18 protein-coding genes are annotated in these 17,542 nt (G+C 69.2%); 10 read left to right on the plus strand and 8 right to left on the minus strand.

Annotated features, from left to right (window positions below; all coding sequences use genetic code 11):
- The 6 genes from DY023_RS02345 to DY023_RS02365 all read right to left on the minus strand — a co-directional run bounded on the left by DY023_RS02345 (position 1) and on the right by DY023_RS02365 (position 5,531).
- Positions 1-1,074, minus strand: coding sequence for an amidohydrolase family protein (locus DY023_RS02345; RefSeq protein WP_116240740.1), 1,074 nt, complete (start codon positions 1,072-1,074; stop codon positions 1-3).
- Positions 1,071-1,943, minus strand: coding sequence for a tryptophan 2,3-dioxygenase (locus DY023_RS02350; protein WP_116240741.1), 873 nt, complete (start codon positions 1,941-1,943; stop codon positions 1,071-1,073). The genes DY023_RS02345 and DY023_RS02350 overlap by 4 nt, the downstream gene beginning before the upstream one ends.
- 47 nt (positions 1,944-1,990) lie before the next feature.
- Positions 1,991-2,521 (minus strand): cysteine hydrolase family protein, encoded by a 531-nt coding sequence (locus DY023_RS02355; RefSeq protein ID WP_116240817.1) that lies wholly within the window; start codon positions 2,519-2,521, stop codon positions 1,991-1,993.
- Positions 2,522-2,592: 71 nt separating this feature from the next.
- Complete coding sequence (locus DY023_RS02360; RefSeq protein WP_116240742.1) at positions 2,593-4,044, minus strand: purine-cytosine permease family protein; 1,452 nt, start codon at positions 4,042-4,044, stop codon at positions 2,593-2,595.
- A 22-nt stretch (positions 4,045-4,066) separates the two neighbouring features.
- Complete coding sequence (locus DY023_RS17875) at positions 4,067-4,207, minus strand: hypothetical protein (protein ID WP_181905691.1); 141 nt, start codon at positions 4,205-4,207, stop codon at positions 4,067-4,069.
- Between the two features lie 40 nt (positions 4,208-4,247).
- The gene (locus tag DY023_RS02365; protein WP_116240743.1) at positions 4,248-5,531 is read right to left on the minus strand and encodes a M18 family aminopeptidase; all 1,284 of its coding nucleotides are present in this window, start codon (positions 5,529-5,531) and stop codon (positions 4,248-4,250) included.
- A 408-nt stretch (positions 5,532-5,939) separates the two neighbouring features.
- Between DY023_RS02365 and DY023_RS02370 the strand changes: the two genes are divergently transcribed.
- Entirely contained in the window at positions 5,940-6,572 is a 633-nt protein-coding gene (locus DY023_RS02370) for an EamA family transporter (RefSeq protein ID WP_245958554.1), read from the plus strand.
- Positions 6,573-6,654: 82 nt separating this feature from the next.
- Entirely contained in the window at positions 6,655-7,689 is a 1,035-nt protein-coding gene (locus DY023_RS02375; RefSeq protein WP_116240744.1) for a RelA/SpoT domain-containing protein, read from the plus strand.
- Positions 7,690-7,828: 139 nt separating this feature from the next.
- Here the strand turns inward: DY023_RS02375 and DY023_RS02380 are convergent, their stop codons facing one another.
- Positions 7,829-8,572 carry a GntR family transcriptional regulator gene (locus DY023_RS02380; RefSeq protein ID WP_116240745.1) on the minus strand — a complete coding sequence of 248 codons (744 nt, stop codon included), beginning with the start codon at positions 8,570-8,572 and terminating at the stop codon, positions 7,829-7,831.
- 170 nt (positions 8,573-8,742) lie between these two features.
- On the opposite strand from DY023_RS02380, the gene DY023_RS02385 reads away from it, so the two are divergent.
- The 7 genes from DY023_RS02385 (at position 8,743) to DY023_RS02415 (ending at position 15,663) form a co-directional block, all read left to right on the plus strand.
- Entirely contained in the window at positions 8,743-9,666 is a 924-nt protein-coding gene (locus DY023_RS02385; protein ID WP_116240746.1) for a phosphate/phosphite/phosphonate ABC transporter substrate-binding protein, read from the plus strand.
- 109 nt (positions 9,667-9,775) lie between these two features.
- A complete protein-coding gene (gene phnC / locus DY023_RS02390) occupies positions 9,776-10,588 on the plus strand; it encodes a phosphonate ABC transporter ATP-binding protein (protein WP_116240747.1) in 813 nt (270 codons plus the stop codon).
- A complete protein-coding gene (locus DY023_RS02395) occupies positions 10,585-12,330 on the plus strand; it encodes a PhnE/PtxC family ABC transporter permease (RefSeq protein ID WP_116240748.1) in 1,746 nt (581 codons plus the stop codon). Before phnC ends, DY023_RS02395 begins: the two co-directional genes overlap by 4 nt.
- Positions 12,327-13,472, plus strand: coding sequence for a TIGR03364 family FAD-dependent oxidoreductase (locus DY023_RS02400; protein WP_116240749.1), 1,146 nt, complete (start codon positions 12,327-12,329; stop codon positions 13,470-13,472). The genes DY023_RS02395 and DY023_RS02400 overlap by 4 nt, the downstream gene beginning before the upstream one ends.
- Positions 13,469-14,173, plus strand: coding sequence for a phosphonatase-like hydrolase (locus DY023_RS02405; RefSeq protein ID WP_116240750.1), 705 nt, complete (start codon positions 13,469-13,471; stop codon positions 14,171-14,173). Before DY023_RS02400 ends, DY023_RS02405 begins: the two co-directional genes overlap by 4 nt.
- Positions 14,174-14,305: 132 nt before the next feature.
- Positions 14,306-15,391 (plus strand): alcohol dehydrogenase catalytic domain-containing protein, encoded by a 1,086-nt coding sequence (locus tag DY023_RS02410; protein ID WP_116240751.1) that lies wholly within the window; start codon positions 14,306-14,308, stop codon positions 15,389-15,391.
- A gap of 68 nt (positions 15,392-15,459) precedes the next feature.
- Positions 15,460-15,663, plus strand: coding sequence for a hypothetical protein (locus DY023_RS02415; RefSeq protein ID WP_116240752.1), 204 nt, complete (start codon positions 15,460-15,462; stop codon positions 15,661-15,663).
- A gap of 4 nt (positions 15,664-15,667) precedes the next feature.
- Here DY023_RS02415 and DY023_RS02420 read toward each other — a convergent pair whose 3' ends face one another.
- The gene (locus tag DY023_RS02420; RefSeq protein WP_116240753.1) at positions 15,668-16,123 is read right to left on the minus strand and encodes an FHA domain-containing protein; all 456 of its coding nucleotides are present in this window, start codon (positions 16,121-16,123) and stop codon (positions 15,668-15,670) included.
- A 396-nt stretch (positions 16,124-16,519) separates the two neighbouring features.
- On the opposite strand from DY023_RS02420, the gene DY023_RS02425 reads away from it, so the two are divergent.
- Entirely contained in the window at positions 16,520-17,500 is a 981-nt protein-coding gene (locus tag DY023_RS02425; RefSeq protein ID WP_116240754.1) for a hypothetical protein, read from the plus strand.
- Positions 17,501-17,542 lie beyond the last annotated feature (42 nt).

Below are 17,542 nucleotides of genomic sequence, written 5' to 3' on the forward strand. Positions count from 1 at the left end.
TCAGTCCTCGGATTCTTCTTCGGTCAGAGGGGTGGCGCGTGCGGGATCGCCCTCGGGCAGGAAGAGCAGGGGTGCGTCGGAGCCGAGCGGATCGCCAGGTGCGAGCGTCCGGAGCAGGGCGAGCCCGTCAACGCCCGCCTCGCGCAGCGCCGCCACCTCGCTCTCGCGCAGGTCGACAGGCGTCGGGCCGTTGCCCATGTCACTGCCGTAGACCAGCTCGCCGCCCGCAGCGGCGAAGCGCCGAACGTTGTCGACGACGTTCGCGTACTGCTCACCGTCGTGGATCGCCATGGTCGAGACCCACGAGACGGATGCCGCCTGCGCGGCGACCTCGTCATCGGTGAGGAGTTCGGTGAAGGGGGAGTGGGCGAGGCGCGTGGCGCCCAGTCGCGCGGCGCGCTGCGCCTGCCCGACGCCCTCCGCATGCGCGACGAGCGGCAGCCGGTGGGTGGCCGCAAGCCGGGCGAGTTCGCGGAACAGGTCGTCGTCCAGCACAGGACCTGCGTCGCTGTTGCCGACGGTCTTCAGGCACGAGACGCCGGCGGCCGCGAGGCCCGCGACGACGGATGCCGCGTGCGCAGCATCCCTCAACTCGATGACGGAGCCCTCCGGCGCCCACTCACGATCCGACGGGTACCCGCCGATCGCGGTGAGGAACGGGCCGGCGTACTCGACGGTGACCCCGGCGCGGCTTCCGTCCGTATCCGCGCGGTTCGGCTCCCCGGGATGCGAGGAGGAAAGCGCTGCTTCGTGGCTGGGCGAAGCAGCGTTCTCCTCCTTGCGCGGGGTCGGCCGCGCCGCGTCCGCGCGGGCGCTGCGCGGCTCGAGCGCGGAGGCGAGCGCCCGGATCGCATCGACGTTCGCGCCCAGATCCACGACCCGGCCCAATCGCGAGCCCGCCAGCAGCGCGGGGTCGACGAGCTGCAGGTGCACGTGGTGATCGGTGAACCGGCCCGTCACGATTCCGTCCAGCGCGGGCGTCCCGGCGGACGCCGGCTCGGCGACGAGCCTGCCGTCGACCAGCATCCCGTCGCGCAGCATCCGCCCGTCGTAGAACCGAACCGCGCGGATCACAGTCCGATCCGCTCGTCCTTGCCGATCTCGGTGCGCACCGTGTAGAGCTCGGGGAAGAAGGTCAGCGAGAGCGCGCGCTGCAGGAAGTCCACGCCGGTCGATCCGCCGGTGCCGCGCTTCATGCCGATCGTGCGGGTGACGGTGCGCAGGTGCCGGAAGCGCCAGAACTGGAAGTTGTCCTCGACGTCGACGAGCTCCTCGCAGGCCTCGTAGAGCTCCCAGTGCTCCTTCGGGTTCTCATAGACCTCGCGGATCACCGGCACGAGTTCCTCGGTCTCGCGGTAGGGCAGGCGCACGTCGCGATCGAGGATGGATTCCGGCACGGGAAGCCCCTGCCGGGCGACGTAGCGCAGGAACTCGTCGTACAGGGTCGGCCGCTCGAACTCCGTCGTCAGCAGCGCGAGGTTCGCGGGGTGATCGCGGAACACGCCCAGCATCCGCTCGTTCTTGTTGCCCAGCGCGAACTCGACCGCGCGGTACTGAACCGACTGGAAGCCGGAGGAGTTGCCGAGATCGCTGCGGAACTCGGCGTACTCGGTGGGCGTGAGGGTGGCGAGCACCGACCACTGCTGGGTCAGCACCTCTTGGATGTGCTTGATGCGCGCGATGTGCTTCAGCGCTGATCGCAGATCGTCCTCGGCGAGCCGGGTGCGCGCGGTATCGAGCTCGCGCAGCACGAGCTTGAGCCACAGCTCGGTGGTCTGGTGCTGGATGATGAACAGCATCTCGTCGTGGTGCTCGGGCACCGAGACCGGATGCTGCGCCCCGAGAAGCCGATCCAGGTCGAGGTAGCCGCCGTAGGTCATCCGATCCTTGAGATCGGTGACGATACCGTCCTCCAGGGCGCGCTCGTTCTGCTCATCAGCCATGCCGCGAGAATAACACCATCACAACGGCCGTCACAATGATGAAATGTCTATCGACCGGTGATCACCGTCGCCGTGTCGGAGATCGTCAGCTGCGGAGGATACAGTCCCATCACGTGCAGCGCCGCGGCGTGGTTCTCGGCGGTCGACCCTGCGCAGGCATCCGCCGCGATCGTCGCGTGCGCTCCGGCATCCGCCGCGGCGAGAGCCGTGGACAGCACGCAGCAGTCGGTCGAGACGCCGGTGAGGACGACGTGCGCGCCGCGCCCGACGACCTGCTCGATCTCCGGTCCCCACTTGCCGAACGTCGGCAGATCGAGGGTCGGATGCCGCGACAACTCGCGGGCTTCGGGCACGAGGTCGAACAGCGGATCGGATGCCGGCCTGTCGGCGAACGGCCACGCCGCGAAGTAGTCGCCCCAGGCTGTGGAGCGGTCGGCGGTCGGCATCCATCTGGTGACCAGCACGTTCTCGCCGAAAGCGTCTGCGAGACGACGGATGTTGGTGAAGGCGTCCGCGAAGAACGGCGATCCCCAATCGGAGTCGGGCGCGGCGAAGATGTTCTGCGGGTCGATGACGATCAGCCACGTCTGGGACGCTTCGACAGGCTCAGCGACCCAGGGTTGGGTCCCTGAGCTTGTCGAAGGGTCGGTCACGCGCCGGCCTCCTGCTCCCGGATCCTCCCGGCCCGGGCGAACCAGGTCACCAGGAACGACAGCGCCAGCGCGAAGATCACGCCGAGGTTCGCGTAGCCCCAGGCGTCTCGCCAGCCGAGCAGGTCGAGGAAGTAGCCCTGCCAGTCGTTCCACGGGGTATCAGGGATCTGGTTCATCACGAAGCCCCAGCCGATCACGGTCGCGACGACCATCGTGACGATCGAGGTCCAGTCGAACGCGCCGTACCGGCCGGCCGAGTCGAAGAGCGCGGCCTCGTCATAGTCCTTGCGACGGCGCAGGATGTCGGCGATGAGGATGCCCGCCCACGACGCCATGGGCACGCCGAGCGTGATGAGGAACGACTGGAACGGACCGATGAAGCTCGTCGCGAAGAACACCACGAAGATCGTGCCGGCCGTGAGGATGATGCCGTCGATGCCCGCTGCGGCCGGCCGCGGGATGCGGATTCCGAGGCTCAGCAGCGTGAGGCCGGAGGAGTAGATGCCGAGCACCGCGCCCGAGACGAGGGTGAGGATCGCGACGATGAGGAACGGGAACAATGCCCAGGTCGGCAGCAGCACGGCCAGCGCCCCGATCGGGTCGCTGCCGACGGCGGCGAGCAGTGCGTCGTCCGACGCCGCGAGCAGCAGGCCGAAGAACACCAGCACGATCGGCGCCACCGAGCCGCCGATCGTGTTCCAGGCGATGATCTGGCCGTCCGAGGCGGTGCGCTTCTGGTAGCGCGACCAGTCGGCGGCGATGTTGATCCAGCCCAGTCCGAAGCCGGTCATCACCATGACGAGTGCGCCGATGGTCTGCGCGAAGGTGCCGTCGGGGCGCGAGAACGCGGTGGCCCAGTCGATGTACTGGAAGGTGAGGATGAGGAACAGCACGGTCATCGCACCGGTCAGCCAGGTCAGCACCGACTGCAGCTTCATGATGGTGTGATACCCGAGCACCGAGGCACTCACGATCAGCGCCGCGACGAGGATCGTCGCGATGATCTTCACGGCGGTGTCGTCGCCGTCGACCCAGCCCAGTTCGCGCAGGATCGTGCCGGTGGCGAGCACCGCGGTGATCGCGAGCGAGGTCTCCCAGCCGATCGAGGTCAGCCACGACACGATGCCGGTCAGCTTCTGCCCCTGCACGCCGAACGCCGCCCGTGAGAGCACCATCGTCGGTGCGGATCCCCGCTTCCCGGCGATGGCGATCAGGCCGCACAGGAAGAACGACACGACGATGCCGATCACCGAGACGAGCGTCGCCTGCCAGAGCGAGACTCCGAAGCCGAGGATGAACGATCCGTACGACATGCCGAACACCGACACGTTCGCTGCGAACCAGGGCCAGAACAGGTCGCGCGGCTTCGCGGTGCGCTCGGACTCGGGGATGATCTCGATCCCGGTGCGCTCGATGAGCGTCGACGTCGAGGTGCTCTCTGCGGTCATGCCCTCATCCTGACACCACTCGTCAGCCGGCGTCGCGGTCGTTTCGCAGCAGTTCGACCGCGGCGTCGCCGGCATCGACGGATGCGTTCAGGCGCACTCGTGCGAGCCACTCATCGAACGTCGGTTGCCGCGGTTCGTCGACGAAGTCATCTGGCGCGGACATACGTCCACGCTAGCGACCGGATCGTCCCGGGTCTACGCCGTCAGCCGGCGAAGAACGCCTCCGCGACGCGGGAGAGGTCGTGCAGGTCGCTCACGCCGGCGAGCTCACGTGCCGAGTGCATCGAGAGGATCGGGATGCCGATGTCGACCGTGCGGATGCCGAGACGGGTCGCGGTGATCGGGCCGATCGTCGATCCGCACGGCACGGCGTTGTTCGACACGAACTCCTGCGATGCGACACCGGAGACCTCGCACCAGGCGGCCCAGGCGGCGGCGCCCACGGCATCGGTGGCGTAGCGCTGGTTGGCGTTGATCTTCAGGATCGGGCCGGAGCCGAGCAGGGGCTGCACCACGGGGTCGTGCTTGTGCGCGTAGTTCGGGTGCACCGAGTGCCCCACATCGCTGGAGAGGTGCCACGAGGCGGCATACGCGCGGCGGCGATCCGCGGCATCCGCTCCGAGCTGCTCGTAGACGCGCTCCAGCACGTCCTCGAGGAACGGCCCGGCGGCTCCCGAGCGCGACTCGGAGCCGAGCTCCTCGTGGTCGAAGGCGGCGAGCACCGGGATGACGCCCGTCGCCGCGTCGGCGGCGGCGAGCAGCGCCACGACGCCGGCGTGCACGGATGCCAGGTCGTCGAGCCGGCCGCTGGCGAAGAACGCGTCGTCCTTGCCGAACACTGCGCCGCGCGCCGAGTCGGCGACGACGGCGTCGAAGCCGCGGATGTCGCGCGGGTCGACGTCGGCGGATGCCGCGAGCTCGGCGAGCAGATCCTCCGCGGTCGGGTCGCCCAAGCCCCACACCGGCTGGGTGTTCACCTGCTTGTCGAGCGTGAGTCCGTTGTTCGCGCCGCGGTCGAGGTGGATCGCCAGTTGCGGCAGGCGCAGCAGCGCGCCCGTGTCGGCGAGCACGACCCGGCCGTCGGCGAGGGCGAGGCGCCCCGCCAGCCGCAGTTCCCGGTCGAGCCACGAGTTCAGCAGCGGCCCGCCGTAGACCTCGACGCCGGCCTGCAGCCAGCCGTGCGATCCGGTGGTCGGCTTGGGCTTCAGCTTGAAGCCGGGGGAGTCGGTGTGCGCACCCAGGATGTGCACCGGAGTCGTGGCCGTGGCGTCCGCAGGCACGACCCACGCGATCGCCGCGCCGTCACGGACGACGACGTACCGCCCGCCGGGCTGTGCGGGCCAGGCATCCGCCTCGCTCAGCCACGTGAAGCCGCCGTCCTCGAGCCGTCGCGCGACCTCTTCGGCGGCGTGATAGCTCGACGGGGACGCGGCGACGAAGTCGGCGAGATCGGAGGCGTGGGCGAGAGCGGCGGGAGTGACGGGCATCCTTCGATCGTAATCGGGGCGGCTAGGGTGGTCTCGACAGCGCCTAGGGTTCCGGGGCATCCGCCCGACTGGTCCGAGCGGCGCCACGGCTCGGCCGCACGGCTGGCCGTCATCTGAACGGACAAAAGCCTGGAGGACCCGTTCGTCGCGCCCGCGGCGGGCAGAAGGGTCTTCGGATGTCCGGTATCGCCATCGCTCTCGCGCTCGCCGCGGCCGTCGTGCACGCGGCCTGGAATGTCATCGCGCATGACGTGAGCAGGGCTGGTGTCGTGTTCCTGTGGTGGGGCGCCGTGGCGAGCACGGTGATCTGGGGCGGCGTGATCCCGCTCACCGGGGGCTTCGGCACCGACGACCTCGCGGGGCATCGCCCTGGGCATCGGCGTCTCCGGAGTGCTCCACGTGATCTACATGAGCGTGCTGCAGCGGGGATACCGGGCGGGCAACCTCTCCACGGTGTACGCGACAGCGCGCGGCACCGGGCCGTTCCTATCGGTGATCATCGCGATGGCGCTCCTGGGGGAGCGGCCCAGCCTCATCGCCTTGGGCGGAGTGCTGCTGGTGATCGCCGGGGTCGTCGCGATCGGACTGGTCGACCGGGGGCCCTCGGCGGGCCGGCGCGGTCCGGATCCCGCGATCGTGTTCGGCCTGCTCACCGGCGTCGCGATCGCCGGCTACACGATCTGGGACGCGTTCGCGCTGCGGACCTGGCACCTCTCGCCGGTGGCATTCATGGTGGGTGCCGCCGCGGCCGAGATCCCGTTCTTCACGATCGCGGTCGGCCGACGGTGGGATGCGGTGGGAGCGCTGTGGCGCGCGCAGTGGCGGCGCATCCTCGCCTTCGGCGTGCTGTCGCCGCTGGCCTACATCCTCGTCCTGCAGGCGATCACGATCGCGCCGGTCGCGCTCGTGGCTCCGCTGCGCGAGGTGAGCGTCGTGCTGGTGAGTCTCTTCGGAGCGTTCGTGCTGCGCGAGAGCCGGCCCGGATGGCGGATCGCGGCATCCGTCGTGGTGGTCGCGGGCGTCGCACTGATCGCGGTGTGATGGAGGGGCCCGAGGAAGTCATTTCGAATGTTGGAAGCCCCACTTCGGAGAGCTTGCGGGGCGCCGACGATACTCTCGGAGCATGACGAGATGGGCAGTTCAGGAGTACTCGCGCACTCAAGTGAAGCGTGCTGGGGAGCTGATTGGGGGCAGGGGCGGTAGCGACGAGGAAGTGAAGGCGGCGCGAGCGAAGATCAGCAACTTTAGAAGTGCCCACGGGTACCCCTTACTGTCCGTCACGATGCATGTCAGGGACAAGGCAGCAGCGGTGTCGTCGGACGTCGTGGTCGCACGCCGTCTAAAGCGTCTGCCCACGATCCTCGACAAGCTTGAGCGCCAGCCGACCATGAACGTCACGACTATGCAGGATCTAGGTGGCTGCCGAGTAGTTCTCTCGTCCGTGACCGACGTTTATGAGCTTCTGAGCGCGCTAGAGGCTGCAAATCCCCAGAGCCGAATTGTCCGGAAGAAGGACTACATCGCCGAGCCCCAGACGACGGGCTACCGGGGTGTTCATCTCATCTACTCGTACGGCGCAAGCAAGACGGAGTATCACGGGCTGAAGGTAGAAGTGCAGATCAGAACCGAGCTACAGCACGCTTGGGCGACGTCGGTTGAAACGATGGACCTTTTCTCTGGTAGCCGGCTGAAGTACAACGAGGGTGACCCCATGCTTAGGCGGTACTTCGTTGTCGTAGCCGCTCTCATGACTCACCATGAATCCACCGCAGCGGTTCCTAGCGCAGAAGCCGCGCGTGAGGAGCTTCGCGAAGAGTTGGCCGAGCTGGAAGGTCGGCTCGGAATTACCGAGCTGCTGAGCGGATACGCAGCGATTGTTGGCGGCATGCCGACGAGCGACCGGCGCTCCACTATCGTGCTCAAGCTGTGGCGGGATACTCGCCAGCTCGGTGTCTCTGTGTTCGAGACACAGGCGGACGCCGAAGAGCATCTGGCAACAGTCGAGGCTCTAAATGATGAGAATATCGACGCGGTGCTGATCTCCATCAGCAAGGTTGGACAGCTTCAATCGGCTTACCCCAACTACTTTGCAAATACGACAGCATTTGTTGACTTCGTTTCATCGCAACTCGATATGTCCCACGTCGCCCACACCTGACCAAGAGGTGAGGGCAGTTCGGGCCACCGGCACGAGGTGGCATCAAACGCGTGCGCTTTGCGGCCACCCAGTGGCTGCGTATCAGACGCCCGTTTCTGCTGAGGGCTAGACCGGCAGCTCCGACCATGTGTGAGCGGGCTCAGCCGGCGACCGCGCGCAGATACTGCCCGTCGGCGGAGATGCCGGAGCCCGAGACCGTGAAGCGAACCACGTCGCCGAGGTAGCGGTCCTGCGAGGCCTCGAAGATGCGGCCCTCCGCGTCGCGCGAGACGCGGCTCAGGCGCAGGATCGGCGATCCCTGCGGCACGCGCAGCAGCGCGGCATCCCGCTCGTCCGCCGCGATCGCGTCGATCTCGTGCTGCACGCCGACGATCGGATGCCCGTGCGCGCCGAGGAACTCGGTGATCGAGATCGCGTCGAGGTCGGCCTGGAACAGCAGCCGGCCGACCTCCTCGATGTAGTTCAAGCGCTCGACCATGGTGGGCCGGCCGTCGAGCAGCCGCAGTCGCAGCACGCTGACGATCTGATCGTCGGGTGAGACGCCGAGCGGTTCGGCGAGCTCGGCCGCGCGGCGCAGGCTGACCTCCTGCGTCTGTGCGCCAGGCTCCAGGCCCAGGTCGCGCGCCCAGCGTGTGAACGGGACGGACATGTCCACAGCCTGCGTGGCCTTCTTGGAGACGACCCGGGCGGGGCGACCGCGCGTGGTCTCGACGAGACCCTCGGCGCGCAGCGCCGCGAGCGCGTTGCGGATCGGACCGCGCGATGTGTGCCAGCGCTCTGCGAGCTCGGCCTCAGTCGGCACGTCGTCACCGGGCCGCAACTGGCCGGACGCGATCCGGTCGCGCAGATCGTCGGCGATACGGAGGTAGACAGCTTGGGACACATAGGCATACTACTTGCGCAGGTCGAGGTGTGGTCGCCCTGTTCTGCGGATGTTCACCCCGGGAAACCCTTGGTGAACGACGAGCGAACAGTGCCGAGATAGGTACATTTGTCGCTCTTTCGGGTGTCAGTCTTGGTCGCGGTTCCTCCACACACACCCGAAAGGTCCTCATGAAGCTCCGTGCTCTCCCCGCCCTGGTCGGCGCCGCGGCCCTCGCCCTCGGCCTCGCCGCCTGCTCCGGCTCGGCCGGTGCCACCGGCTCGTCCGACGAGCCGAAGGCGGAAGGCGGCTACGCCGTCGACGCGAACACCCTCGTCTTCGGTGTCGTGCCCGACTCGGTCGACACCGAGACCAACTACCAGCCCCTCATGGACTACATCGCCGAGGAGACCGGCAAGAAGGTCGAGTACCACGAGTCCACCGACTACGCCGCGCTCATCGAGGCCGCGATCGCCGGCAAGGTCGACGTCGCCTCGTTCTCGGGCTTCACCTACGTCACCGCCACGAACAACGGCGCGAAGCTCACCCCGATCTCCTCGATCATCACCAAGGAGGGTCAGGAGCCCGGCTACTACTCGCAGGCCATCGTGCCCAAGGGATCGTCGATCAAGACCCTCGAGGACTTCAACGGCAAGAAGGTCTGCTTCGTCGACCCGTCGTCGACCTCGGGCTACCTGTTCCCGTCCTACAACCTGCTCGAGGCGGGCGTCGACCCCGAGAAGGACGTCACACCGGTCTTCGCCGGCAAGCACGACGTCAGCGTCACCAAGGTCGGCGAGGGCAAGGAATGCGAGGCCGGCTTCGCGGAGGACAGCGAGGTCGCAAAGTCCGACAAGGTGACCAAGATCGCCGAGACCATGGTGCCCGGTGCGCCGCTGGTCTACGCGAACGCGCTGCCGGATGACGTGAAGAAGACCCTGACCGACGCGCTCTCCGAGGTCACGATCGACGACATCATCGCCGCCGGCGTGACCAGCGCCGACAGCGACGCCTTCCGCACCGTCTTCTACGCCACCAAGCCTGTCGACGACGCGTACTACGACCTCATCCGCGACATCTGCAAGAAGACCAACGCGACCCAGTGCCAGGGTTGACGCCCGTCGGCCGTTGAGCGAACGGAGCGAGACGAAGCGTCCTCCGCTGCCGAAGACGTTTCGTCTCGCTCCTTCGTCGCTCGCTCAACGACCGGAGATGGAGACTTTCATGAACACCGACCAGGTCATCCGCATCGACGCGCTCACCAAGCGCTTCGACGAGACCACGGCCCTCGCCGATGTGAACCTCGGCGTCGGCCGCGGCGAGATCGTCGTGCTGCTCGGCCTCTCGGGGTCCGGCAAGTCCACCCTGCTGCGTCACATCGACGCGCTCGAGCTGCCGACATCCGGCCGGGTGGACGTGCTCGGAGAGGACGTCACCCGTCTGCGGGGACGCGCCCTGCGCCGGTTGCGCAGCCGCGTCGGCTTCATCTTCCAGCAGTTCGAACTGGTGGGCTCGCTCACCGTGCTGGAGAACGTGCTGACCGGTGCCCTCGCCACGCTGCGCGGTCCCAGGCTCGGCCTGTTCGGCTACTCGCGCGCCCTGCGCCGCCGCGCGCTCGGGCACCTCGACCGCGTCGGACTGCTCGACCGCGCCTACCAGCGCGCGGACACCCTCTCCGGAGGGCAGCAGCAGCGCGTCGCCATCGCCAGAGCCCTCATGCAGAACCCCGAGGTGCTGCTCGCCGACGAACCCGTCGCCTCGCTCGACCCGGAGTCGAGCTCGCAGGTGATGGCGCTCATCCGGGAGATCGCCGCCGAAGACGGACTCACCGTGCTCTGCAGCCTGCACCAGGTGGATCTCGCGATCGACTGGGCCGACCGCATCGTCGGCCTGCGGCACGGCGAGGTCGTGCTCGACACCACCACCGATGACCTCGACAAGGCTCAGGTGATGGAGATCTACGGCCGCGTCGCCACCACGACCGCCGAACTGAACGCGCTGGAGACCGAGCTGCTCGCCGCGGAGCCTGTGGCATGACGCTCACCGCCCCGCGCCTGCAGCGGCCGTCCGTGCCGCCGCCCGCCGACATCCTCGACCGTGCACCCCGTCACCGGGTCAGCCCCGAGCGCATCTCCGCCACGCTGACCCTGCTCGTCATCGCCGGCCTCGCCGTGGCATCCCTCGCCGAGCTGGACATCTCGTTCGCCGGCATGGCCGACAGCTGGGGGAACGCACAGAACTTCTTCGCCCGCGTCGGCGGACTGACCTTCCCGCCGGCCGACGAGCTGATCCAGCTCACCGTGCTCACCGTCGGCCTCGTGCTCACCGGAACGCTGCTCGCGGCGGTGCTCTCGGTGCCGATCGCCTACCTCGCCGCATCCAACACGACCCCGAACGCCACCGCCCGCGCGATCGCCCGCTTCATCGGCGTCTTCACCCGTGCGCTTCCCGATGTCGTGCTCGCCATGGTCTTCGTGCTGATGTTCTCGCTCGGCACCCTGCCCGGCATCCTCGCCATCGGCATCCACTCGATCGGCATGATCTCGAAGATGTTCGCCGACGCGATCGAGCAGATCGACGAGGGCCCGCGTCTCGCGATCCGCGCCGCAGGCGGAACGCGGATGCAGGAGTTCTTCTCCGGCGTGCTGCCGCAGGTGCTGCCCAGCTGGGTGGCCACTGTGCTGCACCGCAACGACATCAACCTCCGAGGCTCGGTCGTGCTCGGCTACGTCGGCGTCGCCGGCCTCGGCCTCGAGATGTCGCACGCTTTCAAGTCGCTGAACTACGGCCTCGGCCTGGGCATCGCCCTCGTGATCTTCCTGCTCTGCGTGGTGATGGAGATCGTCTCCAGCGCGGTGCGCGTCGCAATGCTCGGGGAGAAGGATGCCGGGAGAGGCGTGTTCGTGCGCTTCGTCACTTCGTTCCGCAACAGGAAGCCGGAACACCCCCGGGTGCTGAGCGAGCGAAGCGAGACGAAGTACGCCTCCGTCGACGCAGCCATGCGCCGTCCCTGGACCGCCACCCGCATCCGCAATGTCTCGGCCGGCTTCGTCGCGATCGCGGTCGTGATCGCCGGCGTCGCAGTGAGCGACATCGTCTGGGGCGACCTGTTCACGTTCTGGGCGAAGATCCCAGAGGTCGTCGCGCAGTTCTGGCCGCCGGACTTCGGCAGTTACGGCTTCCCGGTGATCGCCGGAGCCATGCTCGACACCGTGAAGATCGCGCTCGCCGCGTGCCTGATCACCCTCGTGCTCTCGCTCGGCATCGGCTCGCTCGCCGCGCGCAACGTCGCCCCGAACGCCGGAGTCCGAGGCGGGTTCCGCCTGCTGCTGGTGATCATCCGAGGCATCCCCGAGCTCATCCTCGCGATCGTGCTGATCGTGATCACGGGCCTGGGAGCGCAGGCGGGGACGATCGCGCTCGCGTTCGGCGGCATCGGCCTGCTCGGCAAGCTCATCGCCGACTCGTTCGAGGAGGTGCCCCGCGGACCGGAGCGCGCGATGACCGCCGCCGGCGCCACGCGCCTGCAGCGCTACGCCGCGGCCACGCTCCCGCAGGGGTCCCGCGCCCTGATCGGCCACACGTTCTACCTGCTCGACACGAACATCCGCGCCGCGACGCTGCTCGGCATCGTCGGCGGCGGCGGCATCGGCTACTACCTGCTGAACGCCGGGCAGGGCTCGAACTACCCGCTGGTGACGAGCATCGTGCTGATGATCCTCGTGACCGTGCTGATCGTGGAGGGCATCGCAATGTGGATGAGGAAGGTGTTCCGATGAGCCGCGCAGATGTCGTCGTCGTCGGGTCGGGGATCGTCGGGCTCGGCGCCGCCTACGCGGCGGTGCGCCGGGGACTGAGCGTCACCGTCGTCGATCGCACAGAGCGCCCCGTGGGCGCCACGATCCGCAACTTCGGGCATCTCTGCATAGGCGCGCAGACAGGTGAGGCGCGCCGGTACGGAGACGCCTCCCGCGGGCTCTGGCTGCGCCTCGCGCAGGACGCGGGATTCTGGCTGCGCGAGTCCGGCACGTTGGTCGCGGCCCGGCACGACGACGAGCTCGCCGTGCTCGAGCGGGCCGCCCGCGACGGCGGCATCCGGATGCTGGATGCCGCGGAGCTGCTGACCCGTGCGCCGCTGCGCCGGGGCGATCTCGTCGGCGGCGCGCTCATCGAGGCCGATCTGCAGGCGAACCCGCGCGAGGCCGCCGATGCGATCGTCCGGCACCTCGCAGGCCTCGGCGTGGACTTCCGCTTCCGCACCGCGGTCACCGCCGTCGAGACCGGGCGAGTGCACACCACCCGCGGACCGATCGACGCCGGGCTGGTGGTCGTCGCGGTGAACCATGACATCGACCAGCTGCTGCCCGGAGTCGCCGAGGACGTCGGCATCCAGCGCTGCGCCCTCGACATGATGCGCGTCGCGGCGGACCTGCCCGCGCCGCTCACGGCACCGCTGCTCACCGGCTGGTCGCTGGTGCGCTACGGCCGGTTCGGGGCACTGCCCGAGACGGCGGCGCTGCGGGAACGGCTGCACGCCGAGCGCCCCGACCTCGCCGCGCTCGACCTGAACCAGATGTACACCCAGCTGCCGGACGGATCGCTGCTGGTCGGCGACTCGCACGTCAAGGATGTGCAGCCGGGGCCGTTCCAGCCCGAGGCGGCCTTCGACGCGTTCCTCGACGAGGCGCGGGCGCTGTTCGCCGCAGACCGCTTCCGCGTGCTCGAGCGGTGGCAGGGCGTGTACGCGTCCGGACCGGCGGAGTTCCTCCGCGAACAGGTCGCCGACGGCGTGCTCGCGATCGCGGCGACCACCGGCATCGGCATGACCTGCGGACTCGGCCTCGCCGAGACCGCCCTCTCAGAGACCCTCGGGTGGGCATCGTCGTCCGCCCTCATCACCGCCCAGGAGGCACTCGCATGATCCCCATCGAACTCGTCGTACTCGACATGGCCGGCACGACGGTGCTCGACGACGGCGTCGTGGAGCAGGCGTTCCAACGGGCTGCGCAGCGCACCGGCATCGCTGAGCGGATGCCGTGGGACGAGGCCCTCGCCTATGTGCGCGAGACCATGGGGCAGTCCAAGATCGACGTCTTCACGCATCTCTCCGGTGGTGACCGTGCTGCGGCCGAGCGCGCCACGACGGCGTTCGAGGGTGCGTACGAGGAGATCATCGCGGAGCAGGGCGCCACGGAGATCCCCGGTGCACGCGCGGCGATCGAGTCGTTGAAGGGTGCCGGCTTGCAGGTCGCCCTGACCACGGGCTTCGCCCCGGTGACCCGCGACGCGATCATCGCCGCGCTCGGCTGGGGAGACCTCGTCGACGTCGCGCTGTCGCCGGCGGATGCCGGACGCGGGCGCCCCGCACCCGACCTGGTGCTCACCGCACTGCTGCGCGCGGGGGCCTCCGACGTGCGTGCGGTCGCCGTCGCGGGCGACACCGTGAGCGACGTGCGCTCGGGTCGCAGCGCGGGAGCGGGGTTCGTCGCCGGTGTGCTGACCGGCGCGCACGACCGCACGGCGCTGACGGAGGCCGGAGCGGATGCCGTGCTGGCATCCGTCGTCGACCTGCAGCCCGCGCTCGCCGCGCAGGGTCTGCTGCCGCTCCCGGCGGCCGTGTGATGCCGCGCGCGGGAGGCGTGCCGACAGCGGGTGCACCGCTGGCCGTCGAGTGCACCGGCTCAGGATGTCGATACGTGGTGCTTTCGGCGACTGCCGGCGCGCTCGCCGCCGGCAGCGCAGGAGGAGTGTGAGATGCGGGCGGCACTGACGCGACCTCCGGGGGTGCACCGCGACGTCGTGCTGCGGCCGCCCGCCGTGGCGATGGCGTTCCTCGGGGAGGGACTGCCGCACGAGGCCGTCGCCGTACCGGGCGTCGCCCTCGGCGAGCACGAGGTGCTCGTCGCGGTGGAGCTCTCCACCGTGTGCGGTTCGGACGTGCACACCGTGCAGGGGCGCCGCGCGGCAACGGTGCCGCTCGTACTCGGGCACGAGAGCGTGGGGCGCATCGTCGCCGTGGGCGACGGCGGGGCCCGGTGCGCCGAGGGCTCGGAGCTCGCCGTCGGCGACCGCGTGGTGTGGTCGGTCACGGCATCGTGCGGGACATGCGATCGCTGCGCCGCAGGCATCCCGCAGAAGTGCCGTTCGCTGGCCAAATACGGGCATGAGCGCATCGCGCCGCACGCCGAGCTGAACGGTGCCTTCGCCAGCCACGTGCAGCTGAAGCCGGGCACGACGATCGTCCGCGTTCCCGAGCAGCTTCCGGCGGCGGTCGCCGCCCCGGCATCCTGTGCCACGGCGACCGCGTGGGCAGCCGTCGCCCGAGCGGGCGCGATCCGCCCGCTTCAGGGGGCGCGCGTGCGCGTGCACGGGGCTGGTCTGGTCGGCATCTCGGCCGCGGCCATCGCCGCCGAGCAGGGCGCTGTCGTCGACGTGCGCGATCCGGATGCTGCGCGCGCCGCGCAGGCCGAGGAGTTCGGTGCGGCCGGATTCGACGGGGCACCCGACATCGTGATCGAGGCCTCAGGGCATGCGGTGCAGGTGGCGCTGGCCGAGGTCGAGGTCGGCGGGGTCGTCGTGCTGGTCGGAAGCGTGTTCCCCGCGCCGCCGGTTCCCCTGGACGCCGAGAGCATCGTGCGACGACTGGTGACCGTCGCCGGGGTGCACAACTACACCGGAGCCGAGCTCGCCGGGGCGGTCGGCTTCCTCAGCGGCGCAGGACGGGCCTACCCGTTTGCGGCGGCTGTCGGTGCGGTGCATCCGCTCACCGACCTGGACGGCGCGATCAGGGCCGCCGCAGCGCCCGGTGCCCCGCTGCGGATCGGCGTCGCCGCGCACTGATGCCGTCGCAGATGCCGGTGCCGCGGCGGGCCCAGAGTGTCACACTGGAATCAGGAAAGGAGGCGACCATGGCCGATCCTGAGATCAACACGTGGTGGCCGCACCTGCACGCTGCGACGAAGGACCTGCTCGACGACATCGGCGGCGACCCGCTGCCCGCACACGTGCTCGATGAGATCGCGGTCATCACGGGCAGACCCGTTCCCGAGGACTGCCACCTGACGCCGAGCGATCACGACTTCATCCGCACGCAGCGCGAAGAGGTCGACTGACCAGTCAGTGGTGGCGGTAGTCCGGGCGATCCGGCTGCCGTCGCTGGTGCGTGCCCTCGCCGCCTTCGCGTCCGCCGTAGGGGCGGCCGTGATCGGCGTACTCGGCGCGCATGAAGACGATCCGCCAGGGGCCCATCGTGAATCGCGCTCCGGTGCGCAGCACCTCGGTGCGATCCTCCGACCCCCCGATCGGGCGGGCGTTCGTCTCGCCCGGTCCGTGCATGGTCAGCAGGTACTCGTCGTGCTCGTCGTGCCGGATGGTGGCGTGCAGGGGCATCGTGCCCTCGAGCACGACGTGATTGCCGCCGTCAGAGCCGATGGTGACGAGATCGGCGTCGAGCGGGAAGACGATCCGCCCGTCCTCCTCGTTCACGATGAGCAGGTGCGGTTCGCCGGACCCCCACGACGAGTGGGTGGTCGTCGGCTGGGGCGCGTGGGGCGCCGGCGCTTCAGGACGCATGATGTCCTCCTCGGGCTCGCCGTCGGCGGCCCTGGGGACCCGCTCCCGTCACGGGGGCGGAGCCGCCGACGGGTTCATCTCCGATGTTACGCCGGTCGCAGGGGCGCGGCTCCGGTTCTGCCGCTCCCCAGCCCGTTGGCTCCGGTCGCGATCCAGCACAGTGTTGGCGCTCGGGACTGTGCTCGATTGCGACGGGAGCGCGTGGGGCTCGCGGTCCCTCCTGTTCGAATCGCGATTCAGCACAGTGTTGGCGCGTGGGACTGTGCTCGATTGCGACGGGAATACGTGGGGCGGGGTCGCGTTGCGATTCGCGATCGAGTGCTCTGCCCGGACCGGACGCACGGAGCCTGTGGATAACGTCTGCGTGCGTGTCGGCTCCCTGCCATCATCGGGCGGATGACGGCACGACGCCCGCTTCCGGATGAACTCGACCAGCGATTCGGCATTGCTGTCGCCAGCGCGAGCGGTGTGGCGCGCAATCGCATGCGGGCGTCCGACCTCGACATCCCCTTCCCGGGTGTCAGACGCCGCATCCTGCACGACCTGCCCGATCCGCCGTTCGATCCGTACGAGCGGCAAGCCCACGAACGCCTTGAGCGTGCGCTCGACTACGCACCACGGCTGACCGATGCCCAGTTCGTCAGCCACGAGTCGGCCGCGGCCGTGCTCGGTGCACCGCTGCCCATGGTCCTGGACGAGCACGGCGAGATCGCCGACCTCTCGCGCGCGTCCGTGCACGTCAGCGTTCTCGGTACAGGGCCGCTCCCTCGCTGCTCGGGGGTGATCGGCCACCGCGCGAACCCCGAGACCACGCGTGTCGGGACGGCCCGAGGCATCCGCATCTCCGATGCGGCGACGACCTGGGCGTCCCTGGCGCATCTGCAGGTTCCCGACCTCGTCGCCGTCGGTGACTACTTCTGCCGTAGGTGGCGGCCCGGGGTCGGCCGGAAGCACGTCGGCAGACGGTCGTTCTGCACGATCGATGATCTGCGAAAGGTCACCACCGGCGGTCGCCGTCGCGGAATCATCCGTCTGCGCGAGGCCGTGGAGCTGGTCCGAGAGGACTCCTGGTCGCCTCGCGAGACGAAGCTGCGACTGATGCTGTGCGAAGCGCACCTGCCGGAGCCTCAGCTCAACATCGATGTGCGCGACGACGACGGTCGATTCCTCGGATGCGTGGATCTGGCATATCCGGAGCTCAAGGTCGCGATCGAGTACCAGAGCATGTTGCACGGCCCGCGGTACGCGGCGGACGTGGAGCGGATCGCCGCGCTGCGCGCAGCAGGCTGGATCGTGATCGAGGTGACCAGCGAGTTGTTCCGCCGCCCCGACGAGATCGTGCGCCGCGTGCGCGCGGCGATCTCCGAGCGGCGCTGAATCGCGCTGCCGTCGCAATCCGGCACGGTGTTCGCGGCTGGG

The sequence above is a fragment of the Microbacterium bovistercoris genome (assembly GCF_003387575.1).
Classification (GTDB): Bacteria; Actinomycetota; Actinomycetes; order Actinomycetales; family Microbacteriaceae; genus Microbacterium; species Microbacterium bovistercoris.

What these genes read in the sequence shown, in the direction of transcription:
- DY023_RS02350 (WP_116240741.1), bottom strand. Translation starts at nt 1,943, where the DNA reads ATGGCTGATGAGCAGAACGAGCGCGCCCTGGAGGACGGTATCGTCACC.
- DY023_RS02360 (WP_116240742.1), bottom strand. Translation starts at nt 4,044, where the DNA reads ATGACCGCAGAGAGCACCTCGACGTCGACGCTCATCGAGCGCACCGGG.
- DY023_RS17875 (WP_181905691.1), bottom strand. Translation starts at nt 4,207, where the DNA reads ATGTCCGCGCCAGATGACTTCGTCGACGAACCGCGGCAACCGACGTTC.
- DY023_RS02365 (WP_116240743.1), bottom strand. Translation starts at nt 5,531, where the DNA reads ATGCCCGTCACTCCCGCCGCTCTCGCCCACGCCTCCGATCTCGCCGAC.
- DY023_RS02370 (WP_245958554.1), top strand. Translation starts at nt 5,940, where the DNA reads ATGAGCGTGCTGCAGCGGGGATACCGGGCGGGCAACCTCTCCACGGTG.
- DY023_RS02375 (WP_116240744.1), top strand. Translation starts at nt 6,655, where the DNA reads ATGACGAGATGGGCAGTTCAGGAGTACTCGCGCACTCAAGTGAAGCGT.
- DY023_RS02385 (WP_116240746.1), top strand. Translation starts at nt 8,743, where the DNA reads ATGAAGCTCCGTGCTCTCCCCGCCCTGGTCGGCGCCGCGGCCCTCGCC.
- phnC (WP_116240747.1), top strand. Translation starts at nt 9,776, where the DNA reads ATGAACACCGACCAGGTCATCCGCATCGACGCGCTCACCAAGCGCTTC.
- DY023_RS02395 (WP_116240748.1), top strand. Translation starts at nt 10,585, where the DNA reads ATGACGCTCACCGCCCCGCGCCTGCAGCGGCCGTCCGTGCCGCCGCCC.
- DY023_RS02400 (WP_116240749.1), top strand. Translation starts at nt 12,327, where the DNA reads ATGAGCCGCGCAGATGTCGTCGTCGTCGGGTCGGGGATCGTCGGGCTC.
- DY023_RS02405 (WP_116240750.1), top strand. Translation starts at nt 13,469, where the DNA reads ATGATCCCCATCGAACTCGTCGTACTCGACATGGCCGGCACGACGGTG.
- DY023_RS02410 (WP_116240751.1), top strand. Translation starts at nt 14,306, where the DNA reads ATGCGGGCGGCACTGACGCGACCTCCGGGGGTGCACCGCGACGTCGTG.
- DY023_RS02415 (WP_116240752.1), top strand. Translation starts at nt 15,460, where the DNA reads ATGGCCGATCCTGAGATCAACACGTGGTGGCCGCACCTGCACGCTGCG.
- DY023_RS02420 (WP_116240753.1), bottom strand. Translation starts at nt 16,123, where the DNA reads ATGCGTCCTGAAGCGCCGGCGCCCCACGCGCCCCAGCCGACGACCACC.
- DY023_RS02425 (WP_116240754.1), top strand. Translation starts at nt 16,520, where the DNA reads ATGACGGCACGACGCCCGCTTCCGGATGAACTCGACCAGCGATTCGGC.